Annotated in this window: 27 protein-coding genes and 1 tRNA gene; 22 read left to right on the top strand and 6 right to left on the bottom strand. The window is 72.6% G+C overall.

Going from position 1 to position 26,449, the window contains the following annotated elements; genetic code table 11:
- The first annotated feature begins 16 nt into the window (after positions 1–16).
- Both HOP40_RS27605 and HOP40_RS27600 read left to right on the top strand, forming a co-directional pair.
- Complete coding sequence (locus HOP40_RS27605; protein ID WP_172164027.1) at positions 17–1,726, top strand: CTP synthase; 1,710 nt, start codon at positions 17–19, stop codon at positions 1,724–1,726.
- Between the two features lie 53 nt (positions 1,727–1,779).
- On the top strand, positions 1,780–2,343 hold the full coding sequence (locus HOP40_RS27600) for an NUDIX domain-containing protein (RefSeq protein ID WP_275691376.1): 564 nt from the start codon (positions 1,780–1,782) through the stop codon (positions 2,341–2,343).
- Between the two features lie 10 nt (positions 2,344–2,353).
- Here HOP40_RS27600 and HOP40_RS27595 read toward each other — a convergent pair whose 3' ends face one another.
- A complete protein-coding gene (locus HOP40_RS27595; RefSeq protein WP_240157310.1) occupies positions 2,354–2,848 on the bottom strand; it encodes a DUF1707 domain-containing protein in 495 nt (164 codons plus the stop codon).
- 51 nt (positions 2,849–2,899) lie between these two features.
- Between HOP40_RS27595 and HOP40_RS27590 the strand changes: the two genes are divergently transcribed.
- Genes HOP40_RS27590 through HOP40_RS27580 form a run of 3 tightly spaced genes read left to right on the top strand, consistent with a single transcriptional unit; the run spans position 2,900 to position 6,188 of the window.
- Complete coding sequence (locus tag HOP40_RS27590; RefSeq protein ID WP_172164022.1) at positions 2,900–3,886, top strand: LLM class F420-dependent oxidoreductase; 987 nt, start codon at positions 2,900–2,902, stop codon at positions 3,884–3,886.
- Between the two features lie 34 nt (positions 3,887–3,920).
- The gene (locus HOP40_RS27585; protein WP_172164019.1) at positions 3,921–5,258 is read left to right on the top strand and encodes an FAD-dependent oxidoreductase; all 1,338 of its coding nucleotides are present in this window, start codon (positions 3,921–3,923) and stop codon (positions 5,256–5,258) included.
- Positions 5,259–5,273: 15 nt separating this feature from the next.
- A complete protein-coding gene (locus HOP40_RS27580) occupies positions 5,274–6,188 on the top strand; it encodes a site-specific tyrosine recombinase XerD (RefSeq protein ID WP_172164016.1) in 915 nt (304 codons plus the stop codon).
- 174 nt (positions 6,189–6,362) lie between these two features.
- Here HOP40_RS27580 and HOP40_RS27575 read toward each other — a convergent pair whose 3' ends face one another.
- Positions 6,363–7,544 carry an NADH:flavin oxidoreductase/NADH oxidase gene (locus tag HOP40_RS27575; protein WP_172164014.1) on the bottom strand — a complete coding sequence of 394 codons (1,182 nt, stop codon included), beginning with the start codon at positions 7,542–7,544 and terminating at the stop codon, positions 6,363–6,365.
- A 300-nt stretch (positions 7,545–7,844) separates the two neighbouring features.
- On the opposite strand from HOP40_RS27575, the gene HOP40_RS27570 reads away from it, so the two are divergent.
- From HOP40_RS27570 to HOP40_RS27525, 10 genes are all read left to right on the top strand, one after another.
- On the top strand, positions 7,845–8,744 hold the full coding sequence (locus tag HOP40_RS27570) for an AAA family ATPase (RefSeq protein WP_172164011.1): 900 nt from the start codon (positions 7,845–7,847) through the stop codon (positions 8,742–8,744).
- Positions 8,741–9,511, top strand: a complete 771-nt coding sequence (locus HOP40_RS27565; protein WP_240157309.1) for a segregation and condensation protein A — start codon at positions 8,741–8,743, stop codon at positions 9,509–9,511. Before HOP40_RS27570 ends, HOP40_RS27565 begins: the two co-directional genes overlap by 4 nt.
- On the top strand, positions 9,451–10,092 hold the full coding sequence (scpB, locus tag HOP40_RS27560; protein ID WP_420821771.1) for an SMC-Scp complex subunit ScpB: 642 nt from the start codon (positions 9,451–9,453) through the stop codon (positions 10,090–10,092). The genes HOP40_RS27565 and scpB overlap by 61 nt, the downstream gene beginning before the upstream one ends.
- 9 nt (positions 10,093–10,101) lie before the next feature.
- Entirely contained in the window at positions 10,102–10,878 is a 777-nt protein-coding gene (locus HOP40_RS27555) for a pseudouridine synthase (RefSeq protein ID WP_172164008.1), read from the top strand.
- Positions 10,879–11,019: 141 nt separating this feature from the next.
- Complete coding sequence (gene cmk / locus HOP40_RS27550; protein WP_172169310.1) at positions 11,020–11,694, top strand: (d)CMP kinase; 675 nt, start codon at positions 11,020–11,022, stop codon at positions 11,692–11,694.
- Positions 11,691–12,350 carry a lysophospholipid acyltransferase family protein gene (locus tag HOP40_RS27545; RefSeq protein ID WP_172164005.1) on the top strand — a complete coding sequence of 220 codons (660 nt, stop codon included), beginning with the start codon at positions 11,691–11,693 and terminating at the stop codon, positions 12,348–12,350. Before cmk ends, HOP40_RS27545 begins: the two co-directional genes overlap by 4 nt.
- Entirely contained in the window at positions 12,347–13,783 is a 1,437-nt protein-coding gene (gene der / locus HOP40_RS27540; RefSeq protein WP_240157308.1) for a ribosome biogenesis GTPase Der, read from the top strand. The genes HOP40_RS27545 and der overlap by 4 nt, the downstream gene beginning before the upstream one ends.
- A 20-nt stretch (positions 13,784–13,803) precedes the next feature.
- Positions 13,804–14,460 (top strand): response regulator, encoded by a 657-nt coding sequence (locus tag HOP40_RS27535; RefSeq protein ID WP_275691316.1) that lies wholly within the window; start codon positions 13,804–13,806, stop codon positions 14,458–14,460.
- Between the two features lies 1 nt (position 14,461).
- Complete coding sequence (locus HOP40_RS27530) at positions 14,462–15,559, top strand: sensor histidine kinase (RefSeq protein WP_172164002.1); 1,098 nt, start codon at positions 14,462–14,464, stop codon at positions 15,557–15,559.
- Positions 15,560–15,789: 230 nt separating this feature from the next.
- A tRNA-Pro gene (locus HOP40_RS27525) sits at positions 15,790–15,863 on the top strand.
- 110 nt (positions 15,864–15,973) lie between these two features.
- Here the strand turns inward: HOP40_RS27525 and HOP40_RS27520 are convergent.
- Positions 15,974–17,173, bottom strand: a complete 1,200-nt coding sequence (locus tag HOP40_RS27520; RefSeq protein ID WP_172164000.1) for a site-specific integrase — start codon at positions 17,171–17,173, stop codon at positions 15,974–15,976.
- Positions 17,170–17,406, bottom strand: a complete 237-nt coding sequence (locus HOP40_RS36135) for a helix-turn-helix domain-containing protein (RefSeq protein ID WP_240157307.1) — start codon at positions 17,404–17,406, stop codon at positions 17,170–17,172. The genes HOP40_RS27520 and HOP40_RS36135 overlap by 4 nt, the downstream gene beginning before the upstream one ends.
- 388 nt (positions 17,407–17,794) lie before the next feature.
- Between HOP40_RS36135 and HOP40_RS27510 the strand changes: the two genes are divergently transcribed.
- Positions 17,795–18,577 carry a thermonuclease family protein gene (locus HOP40_RS27510; protein ID WP_172163995.1) on the top strand — a complete coding sequence of 261 codons (783 nt, stop codon included), beginning with the start codon at positions 17,795–17,797 and terminating at the stop codon, positions 18,575–18,577.
- 317 nt (positions 18,578–18,894) lie between these two features.
- Here the strand turns inward: HOP40_RS27510 and HOP40_RS27505 are convergent, their stop codons facing one another.
- Positions 18,895–19,152, bottom strand: coding sequence for an aldo/keto reductase (locus HOP40_RS27505; protein ID WP_172163993.1), 258 nt, complete (start codon positions 19,150–19,152; stop codon positions 18,895–18,897).
- Between the two features lie 350 nt (positions 19,153–19,502).
- On the opposite strand from HOP40_RS27505, the gene HOP40_RS27500 reads away from it, so the two are divergent.
- The gene (locus tag HOP40_RS27500; protein WP_172163991.1) at positions 19,503–20,939 is read left to right on the top strand and encodes an aldehyde dehydrogenase family protein; all 1,437 of its coding nucleotides are present in this window, start codon (positions 19,503–19,505) and stop codon (positions 20,937–20,939) included.
- A gap of 60 nt (positions 20,940–20,999) precedes the next feature.
- Here the strand turns inward: HOP40_RS27500 and HOP40_RS27495 are convergent, their stop codons facing one another.
- Positions 21,000–22,127 carry a CaiB/BaiF CoA transferase family protein gene (locus HOP40_RS27495; RefSeq protein ID WP_172163989.1) on the bottom strand — a complete coding sequence of 376 codons (1,128 nt, stop codon included), beginning with the start codon at positions 22,125–22,127 and terminating at the stop codon, positions 21,000–21,002.
- Between the two features lie 358 nt (positions 22,128–22,485).
- Between HOP40_RS27495 and HOP40_RS27490 the strand changes: the two genes are divergently transcribed.
- From HOP40_RS27490 to HOP40_RS27470, 5 genes are read left to right on the top strand one after another with little or no spacing between them, the layout of a single operon-like run.
- Positions 22,486–22,953 carry a cupin domain-containing protein gene (locus HOP40_RS27490; RefSeq protein ID WP_172163986.1) on the top strand — a complete coding sequence of 156 codons (468 nt, stop codon included), beginning with the start codon at positions 22,486–22,488 and terminating at the stop codon, positions 22,951–22,953.
- A 2-nt stretch (positions 22,954–22,955) separates the two neighbouring features.
- Complete coding sequence (locus HOP40_RS27485) at positions 22,956–23,471, top strand: pyridoxamine 5'-phosphate oxidase family protein (RefSeq protein WP_172163983.1); 516 nt, start codon at positions 22,956–22,958, stop codon at positions 23,469–23,471.
- The gene (locus tag HOP40_RS27480; protein ID WP_275691315.1) at positions 23,468–24,247 is read left to right on the top strand and encodes a glutamine amidotransferase; all 780 of its coding nucleotides are present in this window, start codon (positions 23,468–23,470) and stop codon (positions 24,245–24,247) included. The genes HOP40_RS27485 and HOP40_RS27480 overlap by 4 nt, the downstream gene beginning before the upstream one ends.
- Positions 24,248–24,283: 36 nt before the next feature.
- The gene (locus HOP40_RS27475) at positions 24,284–25,282 is read left to right on the top strand and encodes a LacI family DNA-binding transcriptional regulator (protein ID WP_172163980.1); all 999 of its coding nucleotides are present in this window, start codon (positions 24,284–24,286) and stop codon (positions 25,280–25,282) included.
- A 10-nt stretch (positions 25,283–25,292) separates the two neighbouring features.
- The gene (locus HOP40_RS27470; RefSeq protein ID WP_172163977.1) at positions 25,293–26,276 is read left to right on the top strand and encodes a PfkB family carbohydrate kinase; all 984 of its coding nucleotides are present in this window, start codon (positions 25,293–25,295) and stop codon (positions 26,274–26,276) included.
- Positions 26,277–26,449 lie beyond the last annotated feature (173 nt).

The following is a 26,449-nucleotide window of genomic DNA, read 5'->3' as shown; positions in this document are numbered from 1 at the left end:
TGTAACCTGAAAACCCGTGCAGACTCGTGCGACGCGTCATCTGTTCGTCACCGGCGGGGTCGCGTCCTCGCTGGGCAAGGGTCTGACGGCTTCGAGCCTCGGCCAGCTCCTCACCGCCCGCGGGTTGCGGGTGATCATGCAGAAGCTCGACCCGTACCTCAACGTGGACCCGGGCACGATGAACCCGTTCCAGCACGGCGAGGTGTTCGTCACCGAGGACGGGGCCGAGACCGACCTCGACGTCGGTCACTACGAGCGGTTCCTCGACCGCAACCTGCACGGGCGGGCCAACGTCACCACGGGCCAGGTCTACTCGACGGTGATCGCCAAGGAGCGCCGCGGCGAGTACCTCGGCGACACCGTGCAGGTCATCCCGCACATCACGAACGAGATCAAGGACCGCATCCTCGCGATGGCCGAGCCCGACGACGACGGGCTCGCGCCCGACGTCGTCATCACCGAGGTGGGCGGCACGGTCGGCGACATCGAGTCGCTGCCCTTCCTCGAGGCAGTGCGCCAGGTCCGCCACGAGGTCGGCCGCGACAACTGCTTCTTCCTGCACGTCTCGCTGGTGCCCTACCTCGCGCCGTCGGGCGAGCTGAAGACGAAGCCGACGCAGCACTCGGTGGCGTCGCTGCGCAACATCGGCATCCAGCCCGACGCGCTGGTGCTGCGCGCCGACCGCGAGATCCCCGAGGGCATGAAGCGCAAGATCTCGCTGATGTGCGACGTGGAGCTCGACGGCGTCGCGGCCTGCGCGGACGCCCCGTCGATCTACGACATCCCCAAGGTGCTGCACGGCGAGGGCCTCGACGCGTACGTCGTGCGGCGGCTGTCGCTGCCCTTCCGCGACGTCGACTGGACGGTCTGGGGCGACCTGCTCAACCGCGTCCACCACCCCGACGAGACCGCGCGGATCGCGCTCGTCGGCAAGTACGTCGACCTGCCCGACGCCTACCTGTCGGTCACCGAGGCGCTGCGCGCGGGCGGGTTCGCGCACAAGGCGCGCGTGGAGATCGTCTGGGTGCAGTCCGACGAGTGCCGCACTCCGGCCGGGGCCGCCGCCGCGCTCGACGGCATGGACGGCGTGCTGATCCCCGGCGGGTTCGGCGTGCGCGGCATCGAGGGCAAGCTCGGCGCGCTCACCCACGCCCGCACGCGCGGGATCCCGGCGCTGGGACTGTGCCTGGGCCTGCAGTGCATGGTGATCGAGGCCGCGCGCAGCCTCGCCGGGCTGGCCGACGCCAACTCCACCGAGTTCGACGAGCGCACCCCGCACCCGGTGATCTCCACGATGGCCGACCAGCGCGACGTCGTCGCCGGCGACCGCGACATGGGCGGCACCATGCGCCTGGGCTCCTACCCGGCGACGCTCGGCGCGGGCACCGTCGTGGCCGCGGCCTACGGCGACCGCGAGGTCACCGAGCGGCACCGGCACCGCTACGAGGTCAACAACACCTACCGGTCGCGGCTCGAGGAGGTCGGGCTCGTGTTCGGCGGCACCTCGCCCGACGGGAAGCTCGTGGAGTTCGTCGAGCTGCCGGCGTCGACGCACCCGTTCTACGTCGGCACGCAGGCCCACCCCGAGCTCAAGAGCCGCCCCACCCGGCCGCACCCGCTGTTCGCCGCGTTCGTCAAGGCCGCGCTGCGCTACCGCGGGGAGGGCCTGCTGCCCTTCGACGAGCCGGCGCGCGAGTCGGTCTCGGTGAACGGGGCCGGCGCGTGAGTCGTCACGACTTCCCGGTCGAGGCCACGGAGGACGTCTACGCAGGGCGCGTCATGGCGCTGCGCTCGGACCGCGTGGTCATGCCCGGCGGGAGGGTGGCCACCCGGGAGATCCTGGAGCACCCGGGCGCGGTGGCGGTCGCGGCGCTCGACGCCGACGACCGGCTGATGATGATCCACCAGTACCGGCACGCGGTCGGGCGGCGGCTGTGGGAGCTCCCGGCCGGCCTGCTCGACGTGCAGGGCGAGGACCCGCTGCTCACCGCGCAGCGCGAGCTGGCCGAGGAGTCCGGGCTCGCCGCGGCGGAGTGGTCGGTGCTGATCGACGTCGTGCCCTCGCCCGGCTTCTCCGACGAGTCGGTGCGCGTCTACCTGGCCCGGGACGTCTCCGAGATCGGCCGCCCGGACCTGGGCGACGACGAGGAGGCCGACCTCACCACGCGCTGGGTGTCGATGCCGGTGGCCGTGCGGATGGTGCTCGCGGGCACGATCGTCAACGCCGTCACGGTCGCGGCCGTCCTCGCGGCGCACGTGCTGGCCGGGGCGCCGACGGCCGCCCGGCCCGCGGACGCGCCGTGGACGGACCGGCCGACCCGGTTCGCCGCGCGGAAGGCCTGACGGGCGCGCGTCAGGTGCGCAGCGGCCGGCCGTACGGGTCGGTCGGGTTCCCGGCGAGCAGCACGATGCCGTCGACCCAGGCCCACAGGATCCCGATGCCGAACACCGACAGCAGCAGCTGGGCCACCCCGATGCCGTGGTGGCCGCTGTAGAAGCGGCCGACGCCGAACGGCAGCACCAGCTGCAGGACGCCGGCGACGACCTTGTTGCGGTCGGAGAACGGCAGGCCGGTGCGCAGGTCGACGCCGTAGGGGGCATCGGAGGCCGGCCGCGCCGGGTAGGGCGAGGGGTAGGACACCGGCACCACGGCGGCGGAGGGCCGGGGCAGGTCGGCGAACAGGGCGTCGAGCTCGTCGTCGGTGCGCGCGGAGTACGCCGCGGCGGCGCGCTCGGCGTACTCATCGGGGTCGAGCCGGCCCGCGGCGAGGTGCTCGCCCAGCTCGGTGACGGCCCACTCGCGCTCGGCGTGACCGACGCGGATGCGCCGCGGTTCGGGCGTGCTCACACCCGCGACGGTACCGGCCCCGACGCTCTAGGCTCGGGGACCGTGACCGGTATGCGATTCGGACTGTTCGTTCCCCAGGGCTGGCGACACGACCTCGTCGGCATCGACCCGAAGGACCAGTGGGCCACGATGAAGGGCCTCGCGCAGCACGCCGACGCGGGTCCGTGGGAGTCGATCTGGGTCTACGACCACTTCCACACCGTGCCCGCCCCCACCGACCAGGCCACGCACGAGGCGTGGTCGCTGATGTCGGCGTTCGGCGCCGTCACCGAGCGGGTGCGGCTGGGCCAGATGTGCACGAGCATGGGCTACCGCAACCCCGCCTACCTGGCCAAGGTCGCGGCCACCGCCGACATCATCTCCGGCGGCCGGATCGAGATGGGCATCGGCGCCGGCTGGTACGAGCACGAGTGGCGCGCCTACGGCTACGGCTTCCCGTCGGGCCCCGAGCGGCTGAAGATGCTCGACGAGGGCGTGCAGATCATGAAGCAGGCCTGGGAAACGGGGTCGGCCACGCTCGACGGCAAGCACTACCAGGTCGACGGCGCCATCGTGGAGCCCCGGCCGCTGCAGGAGGGCGGCATCCCGCTGTGGATCGCGGGCGGCGGCGAGAAGGTGACGCTCAAGATCGCCGCCAAGTACGCGCGCTACACGAACTTCGACGGCACGCTCGAGGGCTTCACCCGCAAGTCCGAGCTGCTCAAGGGCCACTGCGAGACCGTCGGCACCGACTTCGACGCCATCGTCCGCTCGGCCAACTACAACGTGGCGATCGGCAGCAACCAGGCCGAGGTCGAGCAGCGGATGCAGGACGCGAAGGCGCGGCTGCTCCCGCACGTCGGGGAGAAGAAGGCGGAGGGCTCGCTCGGCGCGGTGCGCGGCCTGCCCGCGTGCGGCACGCCCGACCAGATCATCGAGAACCTCACGAAGCTCAAGGAGGCCGGCATGACCTACGCGATCCTCAACTTCGCCGAGGCCGCCTACGACCGGTCGGGGATCGAGATGTTCGAGCGCGAGGTCATCCCGGCGCTGGCCTGACGTATCGCGGACCCGGCCACCGGCTCCTGTCGACATGCGCACCGTCATCGCCGGGGCCGGGCCCACCGGCCTGTTCGCCGCGATCGCACTGGCCCGCCGCGGTCACGCCGTCACCGTCGTGGACCGCGACCCCGGCCCGCGGCCCGACGGGACGTGGGAGCGGGCCGGGGTGATGCAGTTCCACCACCCGCACGGGTTCCGCAACCAGGTCGTCGACGCCCTCGCCGCGGAGATGCCCGAGGTCCTCGACGCCCTGGTCGCCGCGGGTGCCGAGCGCGTGACGCTGCCCGACCGGTCGATGGCCACCGGGCTGCGGTGCCGGCGGACGGTGTTCGAGCGCGTGCTGCGCGCCGCGGCCCGTGCGGAGCCCGGGGTCGCCCTGCAGCGCGGGCACGCCCAGGAGGTGCTGCGCCACCGCGGGCGCGCGGCCGGGCTGCGGGTGGACGGGCGCCGGGTCGAGGCCGACCTGGTGCTCGACGCGTCGGGCCGATCCGGGCGGCTGGGCCGCGGCCTGCGCGAGCGGCCGCAGGGCGGCGACTGCGGGGTGGCCTACGTGTCGCGCGAGTACCGGCTGCGGCCGGGTGTGGAGTTCGGGCCGATGGAGAACCCGAGCGCGGCCGGGGCGCTGTACCCCGGTTACGGCGCTCTGGCGTTCCCGCACGACAACGGGGTGTTCTCCGTGCTGGTGCTCCGGTCGGGCGACGACCGGGAGCTCGCCCTGCTGCGCGACCGCCGGGCCTTCGAGGCGGCTGCGGCCGCGATCCCGCTGCTCGCCGCGTGGACCGACCCCGGCCGGGCGGAGCCCGTCGGTCCGGTCCTGCCCGGCGGGCGGCTGCACAACACGTGGTCCGGCCAGCTCGACGCGGACGGGGAGGTCCCGCTGACCGGGCTCGTGTTCGTCGGCGACACCGTGTGCACCACGAACCCGGCCGCCGGCCGGGGCATCGCCCTCGCGCTGGTGCAGGCCCGTCGGCTGCTCGCGCTGTCCGGCGACCTCGCCGCCGACCCCGAGCCCGCCACCCGGGCGTTCGACGCGTGGTGCGTGGAGGCCGTCAAGCCGTGGTTCGACGACCACGTCGAGGTCGACGCCGCGCTCCGGGCGCGGTGGGCGGGGGCGGACGTCGACCTCGGCGCACGGTTGCCGTCGGACCTGGTCTGGGCGGCCGCGGAGGCCGACCCGTCGCTGATGCGGGTGATCGGCCCGTACGCGGTGATGCAGGCGCTGCCGTCGAGCCTGCACGAGGTGGAGCCGCGGGCGCGGGAGGTCTACGCGTCGGGCTGGCGGCCGCCGGTGCCCGCCGGGCCGACCCGCGACGAGCTCGCCGCGCTGGTGACACGCGCGGCCGAGCGGGCCGGGAACGGCGCCGGGTAGCGGCATGATGGCGCGGTGGGCGTGGCGGTCGGTGCGGCGGTGGAGGCGTTCCTGCACCACCTGACGGTGGAGCGGGGGAGTGCGGCCAACACCGTCGCGTCCTACACCGCCGACCTGCGGCGCTACACCGCGCACCTCGCCGGCCTGGGGATCGACGACCTCGCCGCCGTCCGGGAGGCCGATGTCGGCGCGTTCGTCGCGGCCTTGCGCAGCGGCCCGAGCCCGCTGGCCGCGTCGTCGGCGGGGCGGGCGCTGGCCGCGGTGCGGGGGCTGCACCGGTTCGCCGCGCGCGACGGACTGGTGCCCGACGACGTCGCCCGTGCCGTCACCCCGCCCGCGCTGCCCTCGACGCTGCCGCGGGCGCTGGGCGTCGACGAGGTCGACCAGCTGCTCGCGGGCTGCATCGGCGACGGGCCGGTCGCGCTGCGGGACCGCGCCCTGCTCGAGCTCCTGTACTCCACCGGCGCCCGGATCTCCGAGGCCGTCGGCATCGACCGCGACGACCTCGACGTCGACGGGCGCACCGTGCTGCTGCGCGGCAAGGGCGGCAAGCAGCGGATCGTGCCCGTCGGGCGGCCCGCACTGGCCGCCGTCGACGCCTACCGGGTGCGGGCCCGACCGGCCCTGGCCGCCAAGGGCCGCGGTACGCCGGCGCTACTGCTCAACGCCCGCGGCGCCCGGCTCTCGCGGCAGAGCGCCTGGCACGCGCTGCGCGGGGCCGCCGAGGTGGCGGGGCTGACGGCCGACGTCTCCCCGCACACCCTGCGGCACTGCTTCGCCACGCACCTGCTCGCCGGGGGCGCGGACGTCCGCACCGTGCAGGAGCTGCTGGGCCACGCGTCGGTGACGACGACGCAGATCTACACCCACGTCACCGTCGACGCCCTGCGCGAGGTCTACGCGACCAGCCACCCCCGCGCGCTGGCCTGAGCGCCCTGCCGAGCCGCCGCCCGGTTCTCGCGCGCGACGTGGGTTCCCGCGCGCCGAACCGGCTCCCGCGCGGCCCCGGGGGCGCGCGGGAGCGGGAAACGTGCGCGGCAGCCGGGAACGCGCGCGGGACACCACCGCGGCAGGCGTGGTCCCGTGGCTGTCGACCGGTGAGGGTCAGGCGGCGCCGGGCAGGCCCGCGGGCGGGGCCTCCTCGCCCGGGATCTCCGGCCAGCCGATGCTCGGGGCGTGGCCGCGGAAGTTCTTCAGCCACCAGCCCCAGTCCTCGGGCACGAGGTCGAAGGGCTCCTTGTGGCCGAGCTCGCGGGCGGCCCACACCGGCCAGTGCGCGTTGGCCAGGGCGGGGCGGCCCAGCAGCACGACGTCGACGGCGCCGTCGCGGACCGCGGCGTCGGCGTTCTGCGGGACGCCGAGGTTCCAGCTCGTCGCCATCGGGATGTCGACCTGCTCCTTGACCTGCCGGGCCCGGTCGACCCACGCGCTGACGTCGCCGAAGAACGGGTCGCGCATGTCGTCGGAGTTGCCGCCCATGCTGATGTCGGCGAGGTCGAGGCCGTGCTCCTTGAGCCAGCCGATCACGGTGATCGAGTCCTCGAACTGCACGCCGTCGGGGTGGAAGTCGTCGCTGCCCAGCCGCATCGTGAGCGGGAGGTGCTCGGGCCAGACCTCGCGGACGGCGTCGAGGGCCTCGATGAGGAACCGGGCGCGGTTCTCCAGGCTGCCGCCGTAGGCGTCGGTGCGCTTGTTGGCCATCGGCGAGTAGAAGCTCGCGGCGAGGTAGCCGTGCGCGAAGTGCATCTCCAGCCACTCGTAGCCCGCCTCGAGCGCGCGGACGGCCGCCTCGGCGTACTGCCGGTGGACGGCCTTGATCTCCTCGACGGTGAGCGGGTGGACCGGGTGGGGGCGCTTGCCGAACCCGTACGGCACGTCCGACGGGCCGACGACCTGCCAGCCCTCGGGGTGGTCGGGCGGGAGCTGGTGGCCGAGGTCGCCCGCCACCCACGGCTTGACCTCGCTGCCGTTGCGGCCGGTGTGCCCGAGCTGGATGCCCGCGACCGAGCCCATGTCCTTGATCATCGCGGTGACGCGGGCGTGTCCCTCGATCTGGTCGTCGTCGTAGATGCCCGCGCAGTGGACCGTCGTGCGCCCCTCGGGCGCGATGGCGACCTGCTCGGGGAACACCAGCCCGAACCCGCCGGCGGCGCGGGCGCCCAGGTACATGAGGTGGTAGTCGTCCATCCTCCCGTCGACCGACCGGTACATCGTCATCGGCGACATCGCGATGCGGTTGCGCAGCGTGACGTCCTTGAGGGTGAAGGGGCTGAACAGGTCCGGCATGGTGGCCTCCGGTCACGCGGTGGGGGACGGGGGAAGTAGACCGTCGCGGCGAGTCACCGCCGTGTCGTCGCGGTGACGTCCGGGACACCGCGGGCTCACCGGACCCGGCCGATCGCGGTGACCTGCACGACACCCGTGCGACCCCGGACCGCCACTGATCGGTAACGTGCCGTCCCCGTCGGCTCTGATCAGCCGAAAGACGGCGGCGGTACGGCGGGGCGCGTTGCCGGTCGTCGTCGGCGCCTCCTAGTCTGCGCGGAACGGCCCCCACGGGCCGCCCCGTCACAGAGCGGAGCCCGCATGGACACGCCGCGGCCCTTCGTCCCCCGCCCGGAGCCGCACTACGAGGACGAGCCGGATCCGCAGCCGGAGCCGCTCGACCCGGGGGAGGGACATCGCGTGAACGCACCCGAACCGGCCCCGCTGACCCAGCACGGACCGGCGCGGATCATCGCCGTGGCCAACCAGAAGGGCGGCGTCGGCAAGACGACGTCGACGATCAACCTGGGGGCCGCGCTCGCCGAGTACGGCCGGAAGGTGCTGCTGGTCGACTTCGACCCGCAGGGCGCGCTCTCGATCGGGCTCGGCGTGCAGGCCCACGAGCTCGACACGACCGTCTACAACCTGCTGATGGAGCGGGGCGTCGAGGTCGAGGACGTCATCAAGGAGACCGGCGTCGAGGGGCTGGACCTGCTGCCCAGCAACATCGACCTGTCGGCGGCCGAGGTGCAGCTCGTCACCGAGGTCGGGCGCGAGCAGGCGCTGGGCCGGGCCATCAAGCCGGTGCTCGACCGCTACGACGTCGTCCTCATCGACTGCCAGCCCTCGCTCGGCCTGCTCACGATCAACGCCCTGGCCTGCGCCGACGAGATCCTCATCCCGCTGGCCTGCGAGTTCTTCTCGCTGCGCGGTGTCGCGCTGCTGATGGACACCATCGAGAAGGTGCAGGACCGGCTCAACCCGGACCTGAAGATCCTCGGGATCCTGGCGACGATGTTCGACCCGCGCACGCTGCACACCCGCGAGGTGCGCCAGCGGGTGCAGGAGGCGTTCGGGAAGCTCGTGTTCGAGGCGGTGATCAACCGCACCGTCCGGTTCCCGGAGACCACGGTCGCCGGGGAGCCCATCACGACGTGGGCGCCGCACTCCAACGGCGCCGAGGCGTACCGGATGCTGGCGCGCGAGGTCCTCGCCCGGTGACCCTGCTGAGCGACGAGCCGGTCCCGTCCGGCCCGCAGCGGTTCACCGTCCGCCTGCACAACTTCGAGGGCCCGTTCGACCTGCTGCTGCAGCTGATCGGCAAGCACGAGCTCGACATCACCGAGATGGCGCTGCACCGCGTCACCGACGACTTCATCGCGCACCTGAAGTTCCTCGGCGACGACGCCGACCTCGACGAGACCACCGAGTTCCTGGTCATCGCGGCCACCCTGCTCGACCTCAAGGCGGCGCGGCTGCTGCCCGACGCCGAGGTGGAGGACGCCGAGGACCTGGCGCTGCTGGAGGCCCGCGACCTGCTGTTCGCGCGGCTGCTGCAGTACCGCGCCTACAAGGCGGTGGCGTCGCTGTTCGTGGAGCTGGAGGCGGGGGCGGCGCGGCGGTTCCCGCGGTCGGTGGCGCTGGAGGAGCGGTTCTCGGTGCTGCTGCCCGAGGTGCTGCTCGGCGTCGACGCGGCGACGTTCGCCGACCTGGCCGCCAGCGTGTTCCGCCCGAAGCCGCCGCCGGCCGGGCCGGGGCTGGGGCACCTGCACCAGCACGAGGTGTCGGTGGCCGAGCACGCGGAGCTGCTGCGCGCGCGGCTGGCCGAGCTGGGCGTGGCCACGTTCGCGGTGCTCACCGCCGACTGCGTGGCGCCGATCGAGGTCGTCGCCCGCTTCCTGGCCGTGCTCGACCTGTTCCGCGGGGCGTGCGTGGAGCTCGACCAGCCCGAGCCGTTCGGGGAGCTGACGGTGCGGTGGACGCCGTGACGGACCCGGAGGCCGTCGAGGAGTCCGGGGAGCTCGTCCTCGTCGACGACGACGAGCTCGCGTCGGCGCTGGAGGCGCTGCTGCTCGTCGTCGACGCCCCCACCGAGGCCGAGTCGCTGGCACTGGCGCTGGGGCTGCCGGTCGCGCGGGTCACCGAGGCGCTGGTGCGGCTGTCCCGCGGCTACGCCGACGCGCGGCGCGGCATCGACCTGCGCCACGTCGGCGGCGGCTGGCGCTTCTACACCCGCGACGCCTACGCCCCCTACGTCGAGCGGCTGCTGCTCGACGGGCAGCGCGCGAAGCTCACCCGCGCCGCGCTGGAGACCCTCGCGGTGATCGCCTACCGGCAGCCGGTGACCCGCGCGCGCGTCTCGGCGGTGCGCGGCGTGAACTGCGACGGGGTGCTGCGTACCCTGGTGAGTCGCGGGCTGGTGCAGGAGGCCGGCATCGACGGCGCGACGCAGGGCACCCTGTTCCGCACCACCGAGCTGTTCCTGGAGCGGCTGGGGCTGTCCTCGGTGGAGGACCTGCCCCCGCTCGCCCCGCTGCTGCCCGATGTGGACTCGATCGACGACATGTGAAGTAGGACCGTGAACCCCAGCGAAGACCGTGACGGCGTACGACTGCAGAAGGTGCTGGCCCAGGCCGGTGTGGCGTCGCGGCGCGCGTCGGAGGAGATGATCGCGCAGGGCCGCGTCAGCGTCGACGGCAAGACCGTCCGCGAGATGGGCAGGCGGATCGACCCCGCCACCGCCGTCGTGCACGTCGACGGCTCGCGGATCGTGCTCAACGAGGACATGGTCTACCTCGCGCTGAACAAGCCGCGCGGGCTGCTCTCGTCGATGTCGGACGACCTCGGCCGGCCCAGCGTCGGCGACCTGATCGTCGAGCGCGGCATCATGGCCGAGCACTTCACCGGCGAGCCGCGCAACCGCCTGTTCCACGTCGGCCGGCTCGACGCCGAGACCGAGGGCCTGCTGCTCCTCATGAACGACGGCGACCTCGGCCATCGCCTGATGCACCCCTCCTACGAGGTCGAGAAGACCTACGTCGCCGAGGTGATGGGGCAGGTCCCGCGCGACCTGGGCAAGCGGCTGCGCTCGGGCGTCGACCTGGAGGACGGGCCGGTCGTCGTCGACTCCTTCAAGCTCGTCGACTCCACGCCGGGCCGGTCCATGGTGGAGCTGAAGATCCACGAGGGGCGCAAGCACGTGGTGCGGCGCCTGCTCGAGGAGGTCGGGTTCCCGGTGCAGCGCCTGGTGCGCACCTCGGTCGGGCCGGTGCAGCTGGGCGACCAGCGGCCCGGGCGCTTCCGCGCGCTCACCCGCCGCGAGGTCGGCGACCTCTACAGCGAGGTCGGTCTGTAGCCCGCCCGGGGCCGCCGCGCGGCTCCGGGGCATGATGGACAGCTGGTCCGGCGATCACGGAGAACGGGGCCGTCAGCGAAGGGGGCCGCGGGGCCCGGGAGGTCGGGGAACGTGGTGGGCAGGCTGCACGGGGTCGTCGCGATGGACGGGCCCTCGGGCACCGGCAAGTCCACCGTCTCCCGCCGGCTGGCCCGCGAGTGCTCGGTGCCCTACCTCGACACCGGCGCCATGTACCGCGCCGCCACCCTCGCGGTGCTGCGGGCGGGGCTCGACGCCGACAGCCCCGCACCCGAGGTCGTCGCCGCCGCGGCGGCCGCGGAGATCGAGTCGGGCACCGACCCGTCGGCGCCGCGGATCCTGCTCTCCGGTGAGGACGTCGAGGCCGAGATCCGGGGTGCCGCGGTCACCGGGCTGGTCAGCGCCGTGTCGGCGCACCCGGAGGTCCGCGAGCTCGTCGTCGCGCGGCAGCGGGAGCTGATCGCCGACGCCGTCGAGGCCGAGGGCGGGATGGTGGTCGAGGGACGCGACATCGGCACCGTCGTGGCCCCGGAAGCGGCGCTCAAGGTCTACCTCACCGCGTCCGACGAGATCCGGGCCGCGCGCCGCGGTGCGCAGGACCGGAAGGCCGGGCGCGGGGCCGACGCGGCGACGGTGCTCGCCGCCGTGCGCCGTCGCGACCACCTCGACACCACCCGCACGGTCTCGCCCCTGACCGCCGCCGCCGACGCCGTCGTCCTGGACACCGACCACCTGAGCGTGGACGCCGTGCTCGACGAGCTGCGCAGGCTGGTGGGGGAGCGGGGCCTGGTGCGGTGACCGGCACCCAGGTCAGGGGCACGCAGCTCCCGCCGGGGTCGTGGCCGTGGCTGCACGACCTGGCCCGGTGGGTCGGCACCTGGCTGTTCACGCCCTTCTACCGCGTGTACGTGCAGCACGGTGAGCGGTTGCCGGCCACCGGCCCGGTGGTGCTCGTCGCCAACCACAGCGCGTTCGTCGACGGGCCGCTGCTGTTCGGACTGGTCGGGCGCCGCGCGGTGTTCCTGGTCAAGCAGGAGATGTTCGACGGCCCGCTGGGCCGGGCACTGCCGCGGATCGGGCAGGTGGGCGTGCGCCGCGGGGCGCCCGACCGCCGCCCGCTCACGGCCGCGCTGGCGGTGCTGCGCGAGGGCGGGCTGGTCGGGGTGTTCCCCGAGGGCACGCGCGGCGACGGCGACATGGCCGCCGCGCAGCACGGCGCGGCCTGGCTCGCACGGACCGCGGGCGCGGTGGTGGTCCCGGTCGTGTGCCGGGGCACCCGGCGCCGCCCGGGCGAGCGGCGGCGCCACCGCCCCCGGGTCGACGTGCTGTTCGGCCCACCGCTGGACCTCCCCGCAGGTGGTGGGCGAGCAGGACTCGCCGCCGCCACCGAGACCATCCGGGCCGAGCTGGCCGGGATGGTCCGAGAACTCGATGCCATACGGAGCAGGACATGAGCGATTACGACGAGGACACCCTCTCGGAGATGGGTCGGCTGGGCCTGGACCCGTCCGAGTTCACCGACGCCGATGGGGCCGAGAGCGCCGACGGCGGGTCGGAGGGGCTGGTCCCCGCACCGGTGCTCGCCGTCGTCGGGCGGCCCAACGTCGGCAAGTCGACGCTTGTCAACCGCCTGCTGGGCCGCCGCGAGGCCGTCGTGCAGGACATCCCGGGCGTCACGCGCGACCGGATCGCCTACGACGCGCTGTGGAACGGCCGGCGCTTCACCCTCGTCGACACCGGCGGCTGGGAGCCCGACGCCAAGGGGCTGCAGGCTTCGGTGGCCGCGCAGGCGGAGATGGCGATGCAGACGGCCGACGCCGTGCTGCTCGTCGTCGACGCCTCGGTGGGGGCGACCACCACGGACGAGGCCGTCGCGCGGGTGCTGCGCCGCGGCGACGTGCCGGTGATGCTGTGCGCCACCAAGGTCGACGACGACCGGCTCACCTCCGACATCGCGGCGCTGTGGCGTCTCGGGCTCGGCGAGCCGTATCCGGTGTCGGGCCTGCACGGGCGCGGCTCGGGCGACCTGCTCGACGCGATCCTGGAGATCCTCCCGGAGAGCCCGCGCGACCTCGGGCTGGGCACCGCGGGCGGGCCGCGCCGGGTGGCGCTGGTGGGCAAGCCGAACGTCGGCAAGTCGAGCCTGCTCAACCGCGTGTCGGGGGAGGTGCGCTCGGTCGTGCACGACGTCGCCGGCACCACCGTCGACCCCGTCGACTCGCTGGTGGAGCTCGACGGCGAGGTGTGGCGGTTCGTCGACACGGCGGGCCTGCGCAAGCGCGTCAACACCGCGAGCGGCATGGAGTACTACGCCAGCCTGCGCACCAAGGCCGCGATCGAGGCGGCCGAGGTGGCCGTCGTCCTGATCGACGCGGGCGAGCCCATCGCCGAGCAGGACCAGCGGGTCATCACGATGGTCGAGGAGGCCGGGCGCGCGCTGGTGCTCGTGTTCAACAAGTGGGACCTCGTCGACGAGGACCGCCGCCTCGCGATGAAGCGCGAGCTCGAGCGCGACCTCGTGCGCGTGCGCTGGGCCGAGCGCGTCAACATCTCGGCGCTGACGGGCCGGTCGGTCGCCAAGATCGCGCCCGCGCTGCGCACCGCGCTGGCGTCGTGGGACCGGCGGGTGCCGACCGGGAGGCTCAACGGCTGGCTCGCCGAGGTCGTCAACGCGACGCCGCCGCCGGTCCGCTCCGGCAAGCAGCCCAAGATCCTGTTCGCCACGCAGGCCGCCACCCGCCCCCCGACGTTCGTGCTGTTCACCAGCGGGTTCCTCGAGGCGGGCTACCGGCGGTTCCTGGAGCGGCGGCTGCGCGAGGAGTTCGGGTTCACCGGCTCCCCGATCCGGATGTCGATCCGGGTGCGCGAGAAGCGTCCTCGCAAGTAGGTGGCAGTAGGCTCCGTCGGGTGAACCGGGGGGAGCACGCGGTGGGGGCCGCCGTCGTACGGGTGGTGCTGGCCGACGACGAGCCGCTGATGCGGGCTGGCCTGCGCACGGTCCTCGAGGTCGGGGGCGCGGTGGACGTCGTCGGCGAGGCCGACGACGGCCCGGCGCTGCTGGCGCAGGTCGACCTGCACCGGCCCGACGTCGTGCTGGTGGACGTCCAGATGCCCGGCGGGGGCCTCGCCGCCCTGCGCACGCTGTGCGCGCGGCCGGACGCACCTCCCGCCGCGGTCCTCACCACGTTCGATCTCGATGAGTACGTGTCGGAGGCCCTGCGGATCGGGGTGCAGGGCTTCCTGCTCAAGGACGCCGAGCCCGACGCCCTGGTGCGCGCCGTGCTCGACCTCGCCGCGGGCGGGGCCGTCCTGGACCCCCGGATCACCGCGCGGCTGCTGCCCCGGCTGGCCGGCGGCACGGTCGCCCGGCCCCCGGTGGAGCTGACGCTGCGGGAGCGGCAGGTGCTGCGCGGGCTCGCGGCGGGGGAGTCGAACGCGGCCATCGGGACGGGGCTCGGGCTCGCGCCGGCCACGGTCAAGAAGTACGTCTCGGCGCTGCTGGTGAAGACCGGCGCGGAGAACCGCGTCCAGGCCGCGCTGCTGGCGCAGGGCTGGGACCTCTGAGGTGCGGCGGGCGGCGGTCGAGGCGTGCGTCGTGCTGGTCACGGCGCTGGCGACGGTGCTGGGGGAGCCCGCGTTCGCGTGGTCGCTCCCGGCGGCGCTGCTCGGCTGCCTGCTGCTGCCGCTGCGGCGGGTGTGGCCGCCGCTGGCCGTGCTCGGCGTGCTGCCGGGGCTCGCGGGCGGGCTCGGGTGGCCCGCCGCGACCGTCGCGCTGTACCGGTTGGGGCGCCACAGCCGCTCGGTGCCGCGCCTGCTGGCGTGGCTGGCGCTGCCCGTCGTCGCCGCGGTGGCGCCGGTGCTCGCCGCGCAGGACCTGCGCTGGAACCAGGGACTGCTCGCCGCCGGGTACGTCGTCGTCAACGCGGCGGCGGCGACCGTCGTCGGGATGCTGGTGGGGACGCGCGCCCGGCTGGTCGAGAGCATGGCCGAGCTCGACCACGTCCGGGAGGCGGCGCTGGCCGCCCGCGCCGACGCCGCCCGCGCCGAGGAGCGCGCCCGCATCGGCCGCGAGATCCACGACGCCGTCGGCCACCACATCACCCTGATCGCCGTCGGCGCCGCCGCGCTGGCCGCCTCGACGGAGGACGAGCGCACCCGCGCCGCCGCCGAGGACCTGCGGGTGCTCGCGAAGCGGTCACTGGGTGAGGTGCGCAGCGCCCTGGGCCTCGCCGGCGGGGCCGTGCCCCGGCCCCGCGGGCACGACGGGGTCGCCGCGCTGGTGGCGCAGTGGCGGGCCGCCGGGATGGCCGTCGACCTGGACGACGACGGCGGCGCGGCGGGCGTCGACGCCGCCGTCGGGCGGGCGGCGTACCGGGTGGTGCAGGAGTCGCTGACGAACGCGGCGCGCCACGCCCCCGGTGCGACGGTGCGCGTGCGGGTGGCGCGGGCCGACGGGGAGCTGACCGTGCGCGTCGAGAACACCGCCACGGTGGGGCCGCGCGACGTCGTCGGACGCGGCGGGGCCGGTCTGGTCGGGCTCGCCGAGCGCGTGGGCCGGGCCGGCGGGCGGCTCACCGCGGGCCCCCGCCCGGACGGCGGCTTCCGGGTCGCGGCCGCGTTCCCGCTCGGGGTGGCGGCGCCGGTCTGCCCGACGCCCGGCTAGACCCGGCTACCCGTCGGTACCCACCGAAGTCGCCCCCGCGGGGCGACCGAGGGCGGTGGTGCTCGCCCGCCCGGCCGCGCAGGATGGACGGGCCGCAGGCTCCGGGAGACCGGGGCCGGCGGCCGGCGGCCGGCAGGTGCGGCGACCAGGTGGTGGGGGGAGCCACGACCGGCCGGGCGAGGCGGGCGATCGGTCGTGGGGTAGGCTGATCGAGCCTCTTCGGGGGCGGCCGGGACGTGGCGCAGCTTGGTAGCGCACTTGACTGGGGGTCAAGGGGTCGCAGGTTCAAATCCTGTCGTCCCGACGGTCTGAACGGGCGGTTCCTCCTCACGGAGGAGCCGCCCGTTCTGCGCTGACCTGCGGAAACGTACGTCGAGGTCGGCAATGGGTTGGGACCAGTCTCCGCCCCCTTGATCATCGGGTGAGGCCCGATCCCCGGGGTGAGTGACTAACTGAGTGACTATCTCCGGCGGAGCCCCTCGCGCGCTCCGGGAAGATCCCGTCCATGGCCCGCGCGCCCTCGTCGAGCACGGCGTGCAGTTGGTGCCGGTAGACCTTCTCGGTGACGGCCGTGCCGCTGTGCCCGACCAGGCGGGAGATGTCCTCGATGCGCACGCCCGAGGCCGACAGCAGCGAGACGAAGCTGTGGCGCAGCTCCCGCGGCGTCCACTCGCGCGGTTCGAGTCCGGCGTCGGCGACGATGCGGCGGAACGACCGGCGCACGTTGTGGGCGTCGAGCTCGGTGCCGTTCGAGGTGGCGAAGACGAGCTCGTGCGGCGCGGGGAAGCGGCCGAGCAGCTCGAGGTGGTGGTGCAGTGCGTCGACGCAGCGCTGCGGCAGCGCCAGGCGGCGGCGGGAGGTGGTGGTCTTGGTGTCGCCGCCGGCGCGGACGGAGCGGTACACCGCGATGGACGGCGGGACGGGTGGCTTCGCGTCCGGCTGTCCGAGGAGGTCGACCTCGTGCCAGTGCATGGCGCGCAGTTCCTCGGTGCGGGCGCCGAGGAGCAGGGACAGGACGACGTAGGCGTGCAGGGCGTGGCCGCGGGCGGCGTCGAGCACGGCCTCGGCCTGGTCGAACGACAGCGACTTCGAGCGCCGTCCGGCCTGCCCGGTGGGGACGTCGCAGAGCAGGACGACGTTGCGCTTGACCTTGTCCCGGGCCATGGCGTGGCGGACGCTGCGGCTGAGCAGCGAGTGCATCAGGCGCAGCGTGCGCGTGCTGACGGTGCGGGCCTCGGCGCGGAGCCAGCGCTCGACGTCCTCGGCGGTGAGGTCGCGCAGGCGGTGGGCGCCGAGCGGGGCGATGACGTGGCCGTGGGCGATGGTGCGGTAGTTCGCGGCGGTGCTGGCCGCCCGTCCGGAGAGGCCGAACTCGAGCCAGTCGCGGACGGCGTCGCCGACGGTGTAGTGGTTCGCCGCGATCGTCAGGCCGTCCTCGTGGTCGCGCAGGATGGTTCGCAGCCGCGTCTTCGCCTCGGTCTTGGTCCGTCCGCTGGCCCTACGCGTGATCCGCTTGCCGCGCCCGTCGAAGCCGACCGTCGCGGTGGCGATCCACCGCTGGCGGCGCTCGTCCCAGTGCAGGCCGCCGTCGCCGCGGCTGCGGCGCGTGGTCACGAGGCGGTGCCGAGGGCGCGCGGAGCGCCGGTCGCCTCCTGCTCGAGCAGCGCGACGTAAGCGGTGATCGCCGACGCGGGCACGAGGCGGGTGCGTCCGACCCGCACCGAGCGCAGCCGTCCGGAGCGCAGCTGCTCGTACATCACGCTCCGCCTGAGCGAGAGGATCTCCATCGCCTCCGGGACGCGGTACAGCTCCTTCCCGGTCACGTCGACCGGACTCGCCAAGTGCACGGGTGCTGGTGTCGTCGATCCACGGTGGCCTCCCTGATCGTGACGCGGCCTCCTACTGGCCGCGCCGGCGAGCAGAGCGTCGTCGTCCTCGTGGACGGGTCCGTGGTCGCGCCGTCGGCGGGTGCGTGGTCGGGGAGGTGAGGTCGATCGAACGGCCCGCATCAGCACAGCCTGTTGCCGGACAGACCAGCTACCAAGGACGGATCCAGAACTGTGGACAACTCCGGACGCCGGTGGCGGTCGTGGAGTGGCTGGGCCGTGGTCGTTCCGTGGTCGCGCTCCTCCGTCCGCTCCAACGGGCGGTAACGAGCGGCGGGTTGCTGCCGAAACGGTGATCGAGACTCCCGATCCGGGTGCTGCGAGGTTCGACTGCGGGAGTGTGCGCGAGGTGGCCAAGGCCAAGCTTCTGTTCGGGGCGGTGGCGTTCGTCGTCGTGGTCGGGTCGTGCAACAACGCGATGCGCGACGACGGAGACGCCGGTACGCGGGCCGCATCGTCGAGCAGCGCCGCAGCGCAGGTCGCCGCTGCACCCGCGGTCGCTCCGGCCGTCGAGCGCGCAGTGGAGGCGGAGTGCGTTTCGAGGGACGTCGTCTACTACGGCGAAGACACGTGCCATCCCGGCGGCGAGCTCGTGCCGGTGGCGAGAGTCGTGGACGGCAACACCCTCGAGCTCGGCGACGGGCGGGTCGTCCGTCTGCTCGGGGTGCAGGTCCCCGACGGCGACGCCTGCGCCGGCCCGGGCGCGACGGAGTTCACCCGGGCCCTCGTCGAGGGCGAGCAGGTGAAGCTGCACGTGGAGCCCGGAGTGGAGACGGACGAGGACGGTCAGTTCCTGCGCTACGTCCAGTACGCCGAGTCGACCGACAGCGACGGCCTGCCGATGCACGCCCAGGACCTCGGCAACGAGATCGTGCTCAACGGCTGGGGCAAGCCCGTCGACGACCAGGCCAACGCCACCTACGACGAGAGCATCGCGCGGGCTTCCGGCATCGCGGAGTACCGGGCCGAGGGCATCTACGCCCCGCCGTGCGGGAGCCCGAAGGTCTACGGCGACGACGACGGCAACGGGGTGGCGGACTGGGACGAGCAGGTCTACGTCGACACCCCCGACGTGAACATGCCCGATGGTGCGTTGACCGGGGGCTTCTGCAGTCGCAAGTGGTGGTGCTGACCCTGCTGCGCACCTGCGGTGTACGACTCGGCAGAGCGAGGACCAGGCAGAGCAAGGGCAGAGCGAGATATGTCAGAAGGGATCCTTCTGACGAGGGCCGAACGTGGTCAGGGACGGAACGGGGGCGTTCCTCGTCGTGCCGAGCGACAGCCAGAGCCAAGTTGTGCGCACGGGAAGCGCGAACGCGCCGCGTCGTTCGAGGCAGCGGATCGCGGCAACTGAGTTCTTGCCGCAGCGGTGACCACGGTTCCGCAGCAGGCCCCGACCGCACCTCCTCACGCTGTCGCCGTCGTGGGCCGGGTCCGCGTCGGCGCGGGTCAGCGGTCGATGTAGCGCTGCATCGCCTCCGGGTGGCGGTGGCCCTCGACGGTGGTGCGGGCGGCCGCGTCGTCGATCTCGGTGAGGACGTCCGGGGTCAGCGCGATCTCGGCGGCGGCAAGGTTCTCCTCCAGCCGTTCGAGGCGGCGGGTCGCGGGGATCGGGACGATCCACGGTCGCTGGGCGAGCAGCGACGCGAGAGCGATCTGCTCGAGTGTGCTCGAGCACCCGCGGCGATCGCGAACGCCTGGTCGCATGCGCTCGGTACCGAGCTCAACGACCTGCCACTGACCCCGGAGTGGGTGTGGGCAGCGGCGGGCGACAGGGATCAAGCGGCATGACCACCGCGATGACGACCTGACGGCGCTTCGTCGAAGAGACTTCCTGGGCGAGGTGCGCGAGCTTGTGGATCAAGGCCCTTTGCCGGCAGTGGCGCACACCCCTCTTGACCCTTCCCCGGGGCGGTCACTACCGTGGTCCAGAATCGTTTCTATTCCCGTCGACTGGCCCAGACGTGCCGAACGGTCGTCTGAACGCCAGCGCGCTCTCCAGCTGAGTGCCGAGACCGCACCGACAAGATCGACCCGCAGCTCGTACGAACAAGGGGATGACAGTGAAAGATGCGAACGCTTTCTACATCGGGGGCGAGTGGGTTGCCCCGACGGGTGCTTCGACGATAGAGGTGCTCAACCCCTCGACAGAGGAGCCGGTCGCCACAGTGGCTCTGGGTACTGCTGAAGACGTCGACCGTGCGGTACGGGCAGCGCGAGCAGCCTTCGAGTCCTACTCGCAGACCTCTGTCTCCGAGCGCGTGCAGTTGCTGGAGCGGATCGTCGAGGTGTACCAATCACGGTCGCAGGACATCGCGACCACGCTGATGGCCGAGATGGGAGCGCCCGCTGGGCTCGCGAGCACGGCTCAGGTGGGCGCCGGGCTCGGTCAGTTCACCTTCGCGATCGACGCCCTGAAGAACTTCCAGTTCGAGGAGCAGCGGGGCAGCACCCAGGTCCGCTACGAATCGATCGGCGTCTGCGGCCTGATCACGCCCTGGAACTGGCCGCCCCTGCTGATCGCGGCGAAGGTGGCGCCTGCGCTGGCTGCGGGGTGCACGATGGTGCTGAAGCCCTCAGAGCTCGCTCCGCTCAACGCGGTGATCATCGCGGAGATCCTGCACGAGGCGGGCGTCCCGGCCGGTGTGTTCAACCTCGTCCACGGCGATGGTCCCACGGTCGGGAGTGCTCTCACCTCCCACCCGGACGTCGACATGGTCTCGTTCACCGGATCGACGCGCGCCGGTGTCGAGGTGGCCAGGAGCGCGGCCCCGACGGTCAAGCGGGTGGCCCAGGAACTGGGCGGCAAGTCGGCGAACATCATGCTCGACGACGCTGACTTCGCCTCCGTCATCCCGCGCGACATGGGCGACGTGTGCGCGAACTCCGGACAGTCGTGCAACGCGGGTGCCCGGTGGCTGGTCCCCGAGTCGAAGTTGGAGGAGGTGCTCGCCCACGCCCGGTCTGCGGCCGAAGCGATCGTCGTGGGACATCCCGAGCAGGAGGGCGTGCAGATAGGGCCGCTCGTGTCCCAGGCCGCGTACGACAAGGTGCAGCGTCTGATCCGAGCTGCCGTGGATGCCGGCGCCACGGTCGTGGCCGGGGGACCAGGCCGTCCCGCCGGATTGGATGTCGGCTATTTCGTGCGTCCGACCATCCTCGCGAACGTCACCAACGACATGGAGATCGCGCAGGAGGAGATCTTCGGACCGGTCATCACGGTGACCACCTACTCCGACGTGGACGACGCGATCCGTCTCGCCAACGACACCGTCTACGGTCTGGCGGGATTCGTCTCGTCCGCGGACCTCGAACGGGCCCGCGCCGTGGCGCGCCGCCTGCGGACGGGCATGGTCCACGTCAACGGGGCCGGGCTCGACTTCGCCGGTGCGTTCGGCGGCTACAAGCAGTCCGGCAACGGCCGGGAGTACTCCGACTTCGGCCTGCGCGAGTTCCTGGAGACGAAGTCCGTCTTCGGCTACGCGGGGAGCTGAGTGGCATGACCGGCGGTGGACGCGACGGCGCCCACCGCCGGCTTCCGGGTTCGGCTCGGGCTAGTGCTCAGGCAGCGGAGGCGGGGCCGTCCGGTAGCGCACCGGGGTCCTCGAGAGCGTGATCGGATTGCGGGTCAGGTCGATCGAGCTCCCGTCGGCGCGCGGTAGCCGCACCACGGGGTCGAGCCCGAGGGATTCGGCCAGCGCGAAGGCGCCGGCGACGTCGTTCACTACGCCGGCGGGGACCCCGACGCGGGTCAGTCGCTCCACCCACTCCGCAGCGGTCTGCCGGCGCAGTCGCGACCCCAGTACGGGCTGGAGGAGTTCGCGGTTGCCGACGCGATCGGAGTTGGTGGCGAAGCGGGCGTCGCCCGGGACATCGGGGAGGTCGAGCACGGTGCAGAGGGCGCGGAACTGGCGGTCGTTGCCGACGGCCAGTACGAGGTCACGATCCGAGCAGGGGAACAGCTCGTACGGGGCGATGCTCGGATGCCGGTTGCCGAGCCGACGGGGAACCACACCGCCCGCGGTGTAGGCGGAGCCCTGGTTCACCAGCGCCGCGAGGAGGCTGGAGAGCAGGTCGACCTCGATCCGCTGGCCGTGCCCGGTGGTCTCGCGGTGACGCAGGGCGGCGAGGATGCCGACCGAGGCGAACAGGCCGGCGAGGACGTCGACCAGCGCCACCCCGACCTTCTGGGGCTCGCCGTCCGGCTCGCCGGTGATGCTCATCAGACCACCGAGGGCCTGGACCAGGAGGTCGTACCCCGGCATCTCGGCGCCAGCGCCCGCACCGAAGCCGGTGATGGAGCAGTAGACGAGACGCGGGTTCGCGGCGCAGAGCTCGGTCGGACCGAGTCCCAGTCTGTCCATGACTCCGGGCCGGAAGTTCTCCACCAGCACATCCGCCTCCGCCGCGGCGGCGCGTGCGGCGGCCAGGCCGGCCGGCGAGGACAGGTCGAGCGCGCTGGTCGTCTTGTTGCGGTTGACCGCCTGGAAGTAGGTGGCCTGCCCTGCGTCGTCATAGGGAGGCCCCCATGCCCTCGTGTCGTCCCCGCCGGCGGGTCGCTCGACCTTCGCGACGGTGGCGCCGAGGTCGGCGAGCAGCATGGTCGCGAAAGGTCCCGCCAGGACCCGGGAGAAGTCGAGCACCTTCAGGCCTTCGAGTGCCGTCGGCTCGGATGACGCCACCAGACCTCCTGAATAGAAAGCTTTCTACCACCCTAGGCCGCGCTGTTAGAGCTCGTCAAATCCACGAAGACCAGGCGTGCGCTCTGGAATGTCGAGGTGCTCGCACAGCACGCACAGCCGGGCTCACCTGGTGATGACCGCTGGACAGCAGGAGTCCGGCCACGGGCCACGTGGAACCGGGAGGACGGGTTCCGGTAAATCGGCTGCGTGCGGGTCTTGACCTCGGGGCAGTGTGTACCGCTACGCTAGAAACGAATCAACCCTGCGGTCCGTTCGAGCACAAGCGGCGCGGTCAGGCCCGTGCGAAAGCTTTCTCGAAGCGTACCCGAGTCGGACAATCTGAGAGGAGGCCGTTGCCGTGACGGAGTACGACCCCGACGCTCGCAACGCGCGTCGTTACCCGCGGGTCATCGTGCCTGAGGAGATCGACAAGATGCCGGTGCTGACGTTCAACACCGGCATCGTGACCAACATCTTCCTGTCGCGGGAACGCGACGACGCCCGCTACTTCCGGCACGGCTACTGCTACGGCGAGCCCGACCACCTGCCCTACCACTGGGACCAGAAGGACTTCGACGAGACGCACTACGTCCTCGAGGGCAAGATCCATCTGGTCGTCGAGGACGCGGCCGGTCGCACGATCGTGCTCGAGGCCGGGGAGGGTGAGCACATCTACCTGCCTGCCGGTTACAAGTACACGCTCGAGAACACCGGGGTCACGTGGAAGTTCTTCTGGACCTCCGGCCCGTCCCCGAAGGTCGGCGTTGCCGATGCTGCCGACTACAGCCGTGAGCTGAAGGCGCTGCGCGCCGCGGAGGGGAACTGATCATGGCTGTTACCGCGAGCACCTGGCAGCCCCTGCGGGGCGACAAGCGCTGGGCGTACCTGTCCCGGGCGAAGACGATCCGCGTGGCGACGGCCAACGAGGACGGATCGATCTACCTCTCGCCGCTCTGGCTGGTCGTGCACGACAAGAAGATCTACATCCCCATCGACGCCGCGTCCCGGCACGGCGACAACTTCCGTGCGGGACGCGCGCTCTCCGCTCTGGTCGACCAGGGCGACGAGTACGCGACCGTGTCCGGGGTCCGGATCATCGGCAGCATGCGCGAGGTCGAGGACGCGGCGCTGGCCGCCGATCTGGCGCAGCTCGTGCTCGACAAGTACTTCCACGTCGGGCACCCGTTCGCCGAGCAGTACCTCGAGTTCGGCGACGTGGCCGGCCGCACCTACTACGAGCTGGTGCCCGACAAGATGATCGGGTGGGACATGCGCGAGCTCAGCGTGCTTCCCATGCCGGAGTCGCGCGTGCTCCCGGCCCACGTCGAGGACCGCATCCTGTGAGCGCCGGAGTCGGGGCGGGTCGCCCCCCGCGGGTGCTGTTCGCCGGTGAGTCGTGGATGAAGCACACCATCCACATGAAGGGGTTCGACCAGTTCCACACCACGGAGTACGAGGAGGGCGCGGGGGAGTTCCTGGCCGCCCTCGACCGGGAGGGGTTCCCGGTCACCTACATCCGCGGGCACGAGATCTCGTCGAGGTTCCCCAGGACCATGACCGAACTCGACGAGTTCGACGTCGTGGTGCTCTCCGACATCGGGTCCAACTCGTTCCTGCTGCCGGACGAGACGTTCCTGCGGTCGGAGCGCAGCACCAACCGGCTCGCCCTGCTGCGCGACTGGACGCGGGCGGGCGGGGGGCTGGTCATGATCGGTGGCTACATGTCCTTCACCGGCATCGACGGGAAGGCGCGGTTCGGCATGACGCCGCTGGCCGACGTGCTCCCGGTCGTGATGCTGGACCACGACGACCGGATCGAGGAGTCCGAGGGCGTCAAGGCAGACTTCGACCAGCCGGCGCACGAGGTGCTGGGTGGTACCCCTGCGGAGTGGCCGTTGCTGCTGGGGTACAACCGGGTCATCGCCAAGCCGGAGGCGACGACCGTCGCGCGGGCCGGCGACGACCCGCTGCTGGTCGTCGGACAGGCGGGTGAGGGCCGGTCCGTGGCCTTCACCTCCGACCTGGCGCCGCACTGGGCGCCACCTGAGTTCGTGGGGTGGCCGCACTACCAGCAGTTCTGGGCGTCCGTCCTGCGATGGGCGGCTCGCGCCAGCTCCTAGAGAGGTCCGACCGTGGTTGCACGTCGTCGTCCCACCATGAAGGACGTCGCAGAGCGCGCGAACGTCTCGGTCAGCACGGTCAGCTACGTGTTGAACGACAGCGGGCCCGTGGCGCAGGACAGGAGGAACCGCGTTCTCGACGCGATCCGACTCCTGGACTACTCCCCTAACGAGTCGGCGCGGAGCCTGAAGCGGCGCTCGGCCTCGACGATCGCCATGGTCGTCCCCGACCTGACCAACCAGTTCTTCGCGATGGTCACCGAGGGGGTGCAGCGGGCGGCGTCGGCGGTCAACGTGCTGGTCGTGCTCGTGGTGCCCGACGCGATCGAGCTGCCGGAGGAGAACTACGCGAAGCTGCTGCGCAGTCAGCGGGTCGACGGGGTGATCTACCTGTCGGGGACGGGTTCCATGCCCGAGTCCATCTACGACCTCGCGAAGTCCGGACCGGTGGTCCTCGTCGACGAGCAGATCCCGGGCCGGGACCTGCCCGCGATCGTGTGCGACTCCCGGCGCGGTGCGCGCGAGGTGGCGACGCACGTGCTGGACCAGGGGCACCGCCGCATCGCGGTGATCGGCGGGCCCCCGGCGCTGTGGACCGCGCAGCAGCGGCTCGCCGGGTACCGGGAGGCGATCGCCGGTGCCGGGATCGACCCCGATTCCGTTCCGGTCCACGCGGGGGACTACCGACAGGAGTCGGGCAGGGCTGCGGCCACGCAGATCCTGTCGGGTCCGGCGGGTGAGCGTCCCACCGCACTGCTGTGCGCCAACGACCTCATGGCCATCGGCGCCATCGACTGCCTCAGGAACAACGGGTTGAGGGTGCCTGAGGACATGAGTGTGGTGGGCTTCGACGACCTGCCCATCTCGGCACTGCTGACCCCACGGCTCACCAGTGTGCGTCAGCCGGCCCACGACATGGGCTTCCGCGCCGCGAACGTGCTGTTCAACCTGCTGGAGGGCAACGATGTCGACACCAGTGGCACGCTTCCCGCCATCGTCAAGATCCGTGAAAGCGTGGGTCCGCCGTGTCGCTGAGGACGCGCCGATGAAGGACATCGATGTCGTGGTCGTCGGTGCCGTCAACGTGGACATGGTGGTGAACGCCCCGCGCCTGCCCGCGCCGGGCGAGACCGTCGTCGGCCGGGGCGTCGAAAGGCACGGCGGAGGAAAGGGTGCGAACGCCGCGGTCGCAGCAGCCCGCGCGGGTGGTGCTGTCTGCTACGTCGGTGCTGTCGGTGACGATGACACCGGACGGCAAGCTCTTCGGGACCTGCAGGACGACGGTGTCGACACCAGCGGCGTCGAAGTCAGCGCGTCAGCGCCGACAGGGGTGGCGTTGATCGTGGTCGGTCCCGGCGGAGAGAACCAGATCGCCGTTGGCGCCGGTGCGAACGACGATGTGACCGCGGAGGCGGTCCTGGCCCAGCTCGGCCGCCTGCTTCCCCGTGCGGGCTGCCTCCTCGTCAGCACGGAGATCCCGGCCGCCGCGGTCGCAGCAGCCGTGCACGCTGCTCGGGCCGCCGGCGTGCCATGCATCCTCAACCCTGCGCCGGTCCTTCCCGTCGTCGTCGACCTGCTCGGGCTCGGCCCCCTCCTGACGCCCAACGCCGGCGAGTGCCTCGCACTCGCCGAGCAGGCCGGTGTCACCTCGCAGGAGGTCGCACCGGGAGATGCGCCGCCCGACGAGGTGCCATCGCTGTCATCGGTCGGCGAGGCCGCCCGGGCCCTGGCGGAGCTGACCGGCTCGGAACTGGTGGTCACTCTCGGGGCCGATGGGGTCCTCGTCGTCGACCCCGCAGGAACGGTCACCCACGTGCAGCCCCGACCGGCCACCGTTCGAGACACGACGGGAGCGGGGGACACCTTCAACGGTGTGCTCGCCCTCGCGCTGGCCCGGGGTGAACCCCTCGACGCCGCGGTCCGCCTGGCCAACGTCGCGGCGTCCCTCTCGGTGGGTGGAGACGGCGCCCGGGGCGGCATGCCCACCGCCGACGAGTTGACGACGGAGGCCGCCGTTCATGCCCGGTGAACTTCCTGATGTCCAAACTAGAATCGTTTCCGGCGCTCCGTTGGACAGGACCGACCGCTCGTGGGTCGGCGCTCCCGACGCGGCACCGCTCCAGTTCCGCGCCTGGGGCGCTGAACAGCGCTGAAGGTGGTGTTGTAGGCCACCTGGCATCAAGGTGCATCCCGCGGCGCGCG

This window comes from Pseudonocardia broussonetiae, assembly GCF_013155125.1.
GTDB classification, from domain to species: Bacteria; Actinomycetota; Actinomycetes; order Mycobacteriales; family Pseudonocardiaceae; genus Pseudonocardia; species Pseudonocardia broussonetiae.
The sequence above is the reverse complement of the archived record's forward strand: the minus strand, read 5'-3'. Positions and strand labels throughout refer to the sequence as shown.

Bases quoted from the DNA above. Each gene is read 5' to 3' on its own strand.
- HOP40_RS27600 (WP_275691376.1), top strand. From the start codon at position 1,780: ATGGCGCTGCGCTCGGACCGCGTGGTCATGCCCGGCGGGAGGGTGGCC.
- HOP40_RS27590 (WP_172164022.1), top strand. From the start codon at position 2,900: ATGCGATTCGGACTGTTCGTTCCCCAGGGCTGGCGACACGACCTCGTC.
- HOP40_RS27585 (WP_172164019.1), top strand. From the start codon at position 3,921: ATGCGCACCGTCATCGCCGGGGCCGGGCCCACCGGCCTGTTCGCCGCG.
- HOP40_RS27575 (WP_172164014.1), bottom strand. From the start codon at position 7,544: ATGCCGGACCTGTTCAGCCCCTTCACCCTCAAGGACGTCACGCTGCGC.
- HOP40_RS27570 (WP_172164011.1), top strand. From the start codon at position 7,845: ATGGACACGCCGCGGCCCTTCGTCCCCCGCCCGGAGCCGCACTACGAG.
- cmk (WP_172169310.1), top strand. From the start codon at position 11,020: ATGGACGGGCCCTCGGGCACCGGCAAGTCCACCGTCTCCCGCCGGCTG.
- der (WP_240157308.1), top strand. From the start codon at position 12,347: ATGAGCGATTACGACGAGGACACCCTCTCGGAGATGGGTCGGCTGGGC.
- HOP40_RS27505 (WP_172163993.1), bottom strand. From the start codon at position 19,152: ATGCGACCAGGCGTTCGCGATCGCCGCGGGTGCTCGAGCACACTCGAG.
- HOP40_RS27500 (WP_172163991.1), top strand. From the start codon at position 19,503: ATGACAGTGAAAGATGCGAACGCTTTCTACATCGGGGGCGAGTGGGTT.
- HOP40_RS27485 (WP_172163983.1), top strand. From the start codon at position 22,956: ATGGCTGTTACCGCGAGCACCTGGCAGCCCCTGCGGGGCGACAAGCGC.
- HOP40_RS27475 (WP_172163980.1), top strand. From the start codon at position 24,284: ATGAAGGACGTCGCAGAGCGCGCGAACGTCTCGGTCAGCACGGTCAGC.
- HOP40_RS27470 (WP_172163977.1), top strand. From the start codon at position 25,293: ATGAAGGACATCGATGTCGTGGTCGTCGGTGCCGTCAACGTGGACATG.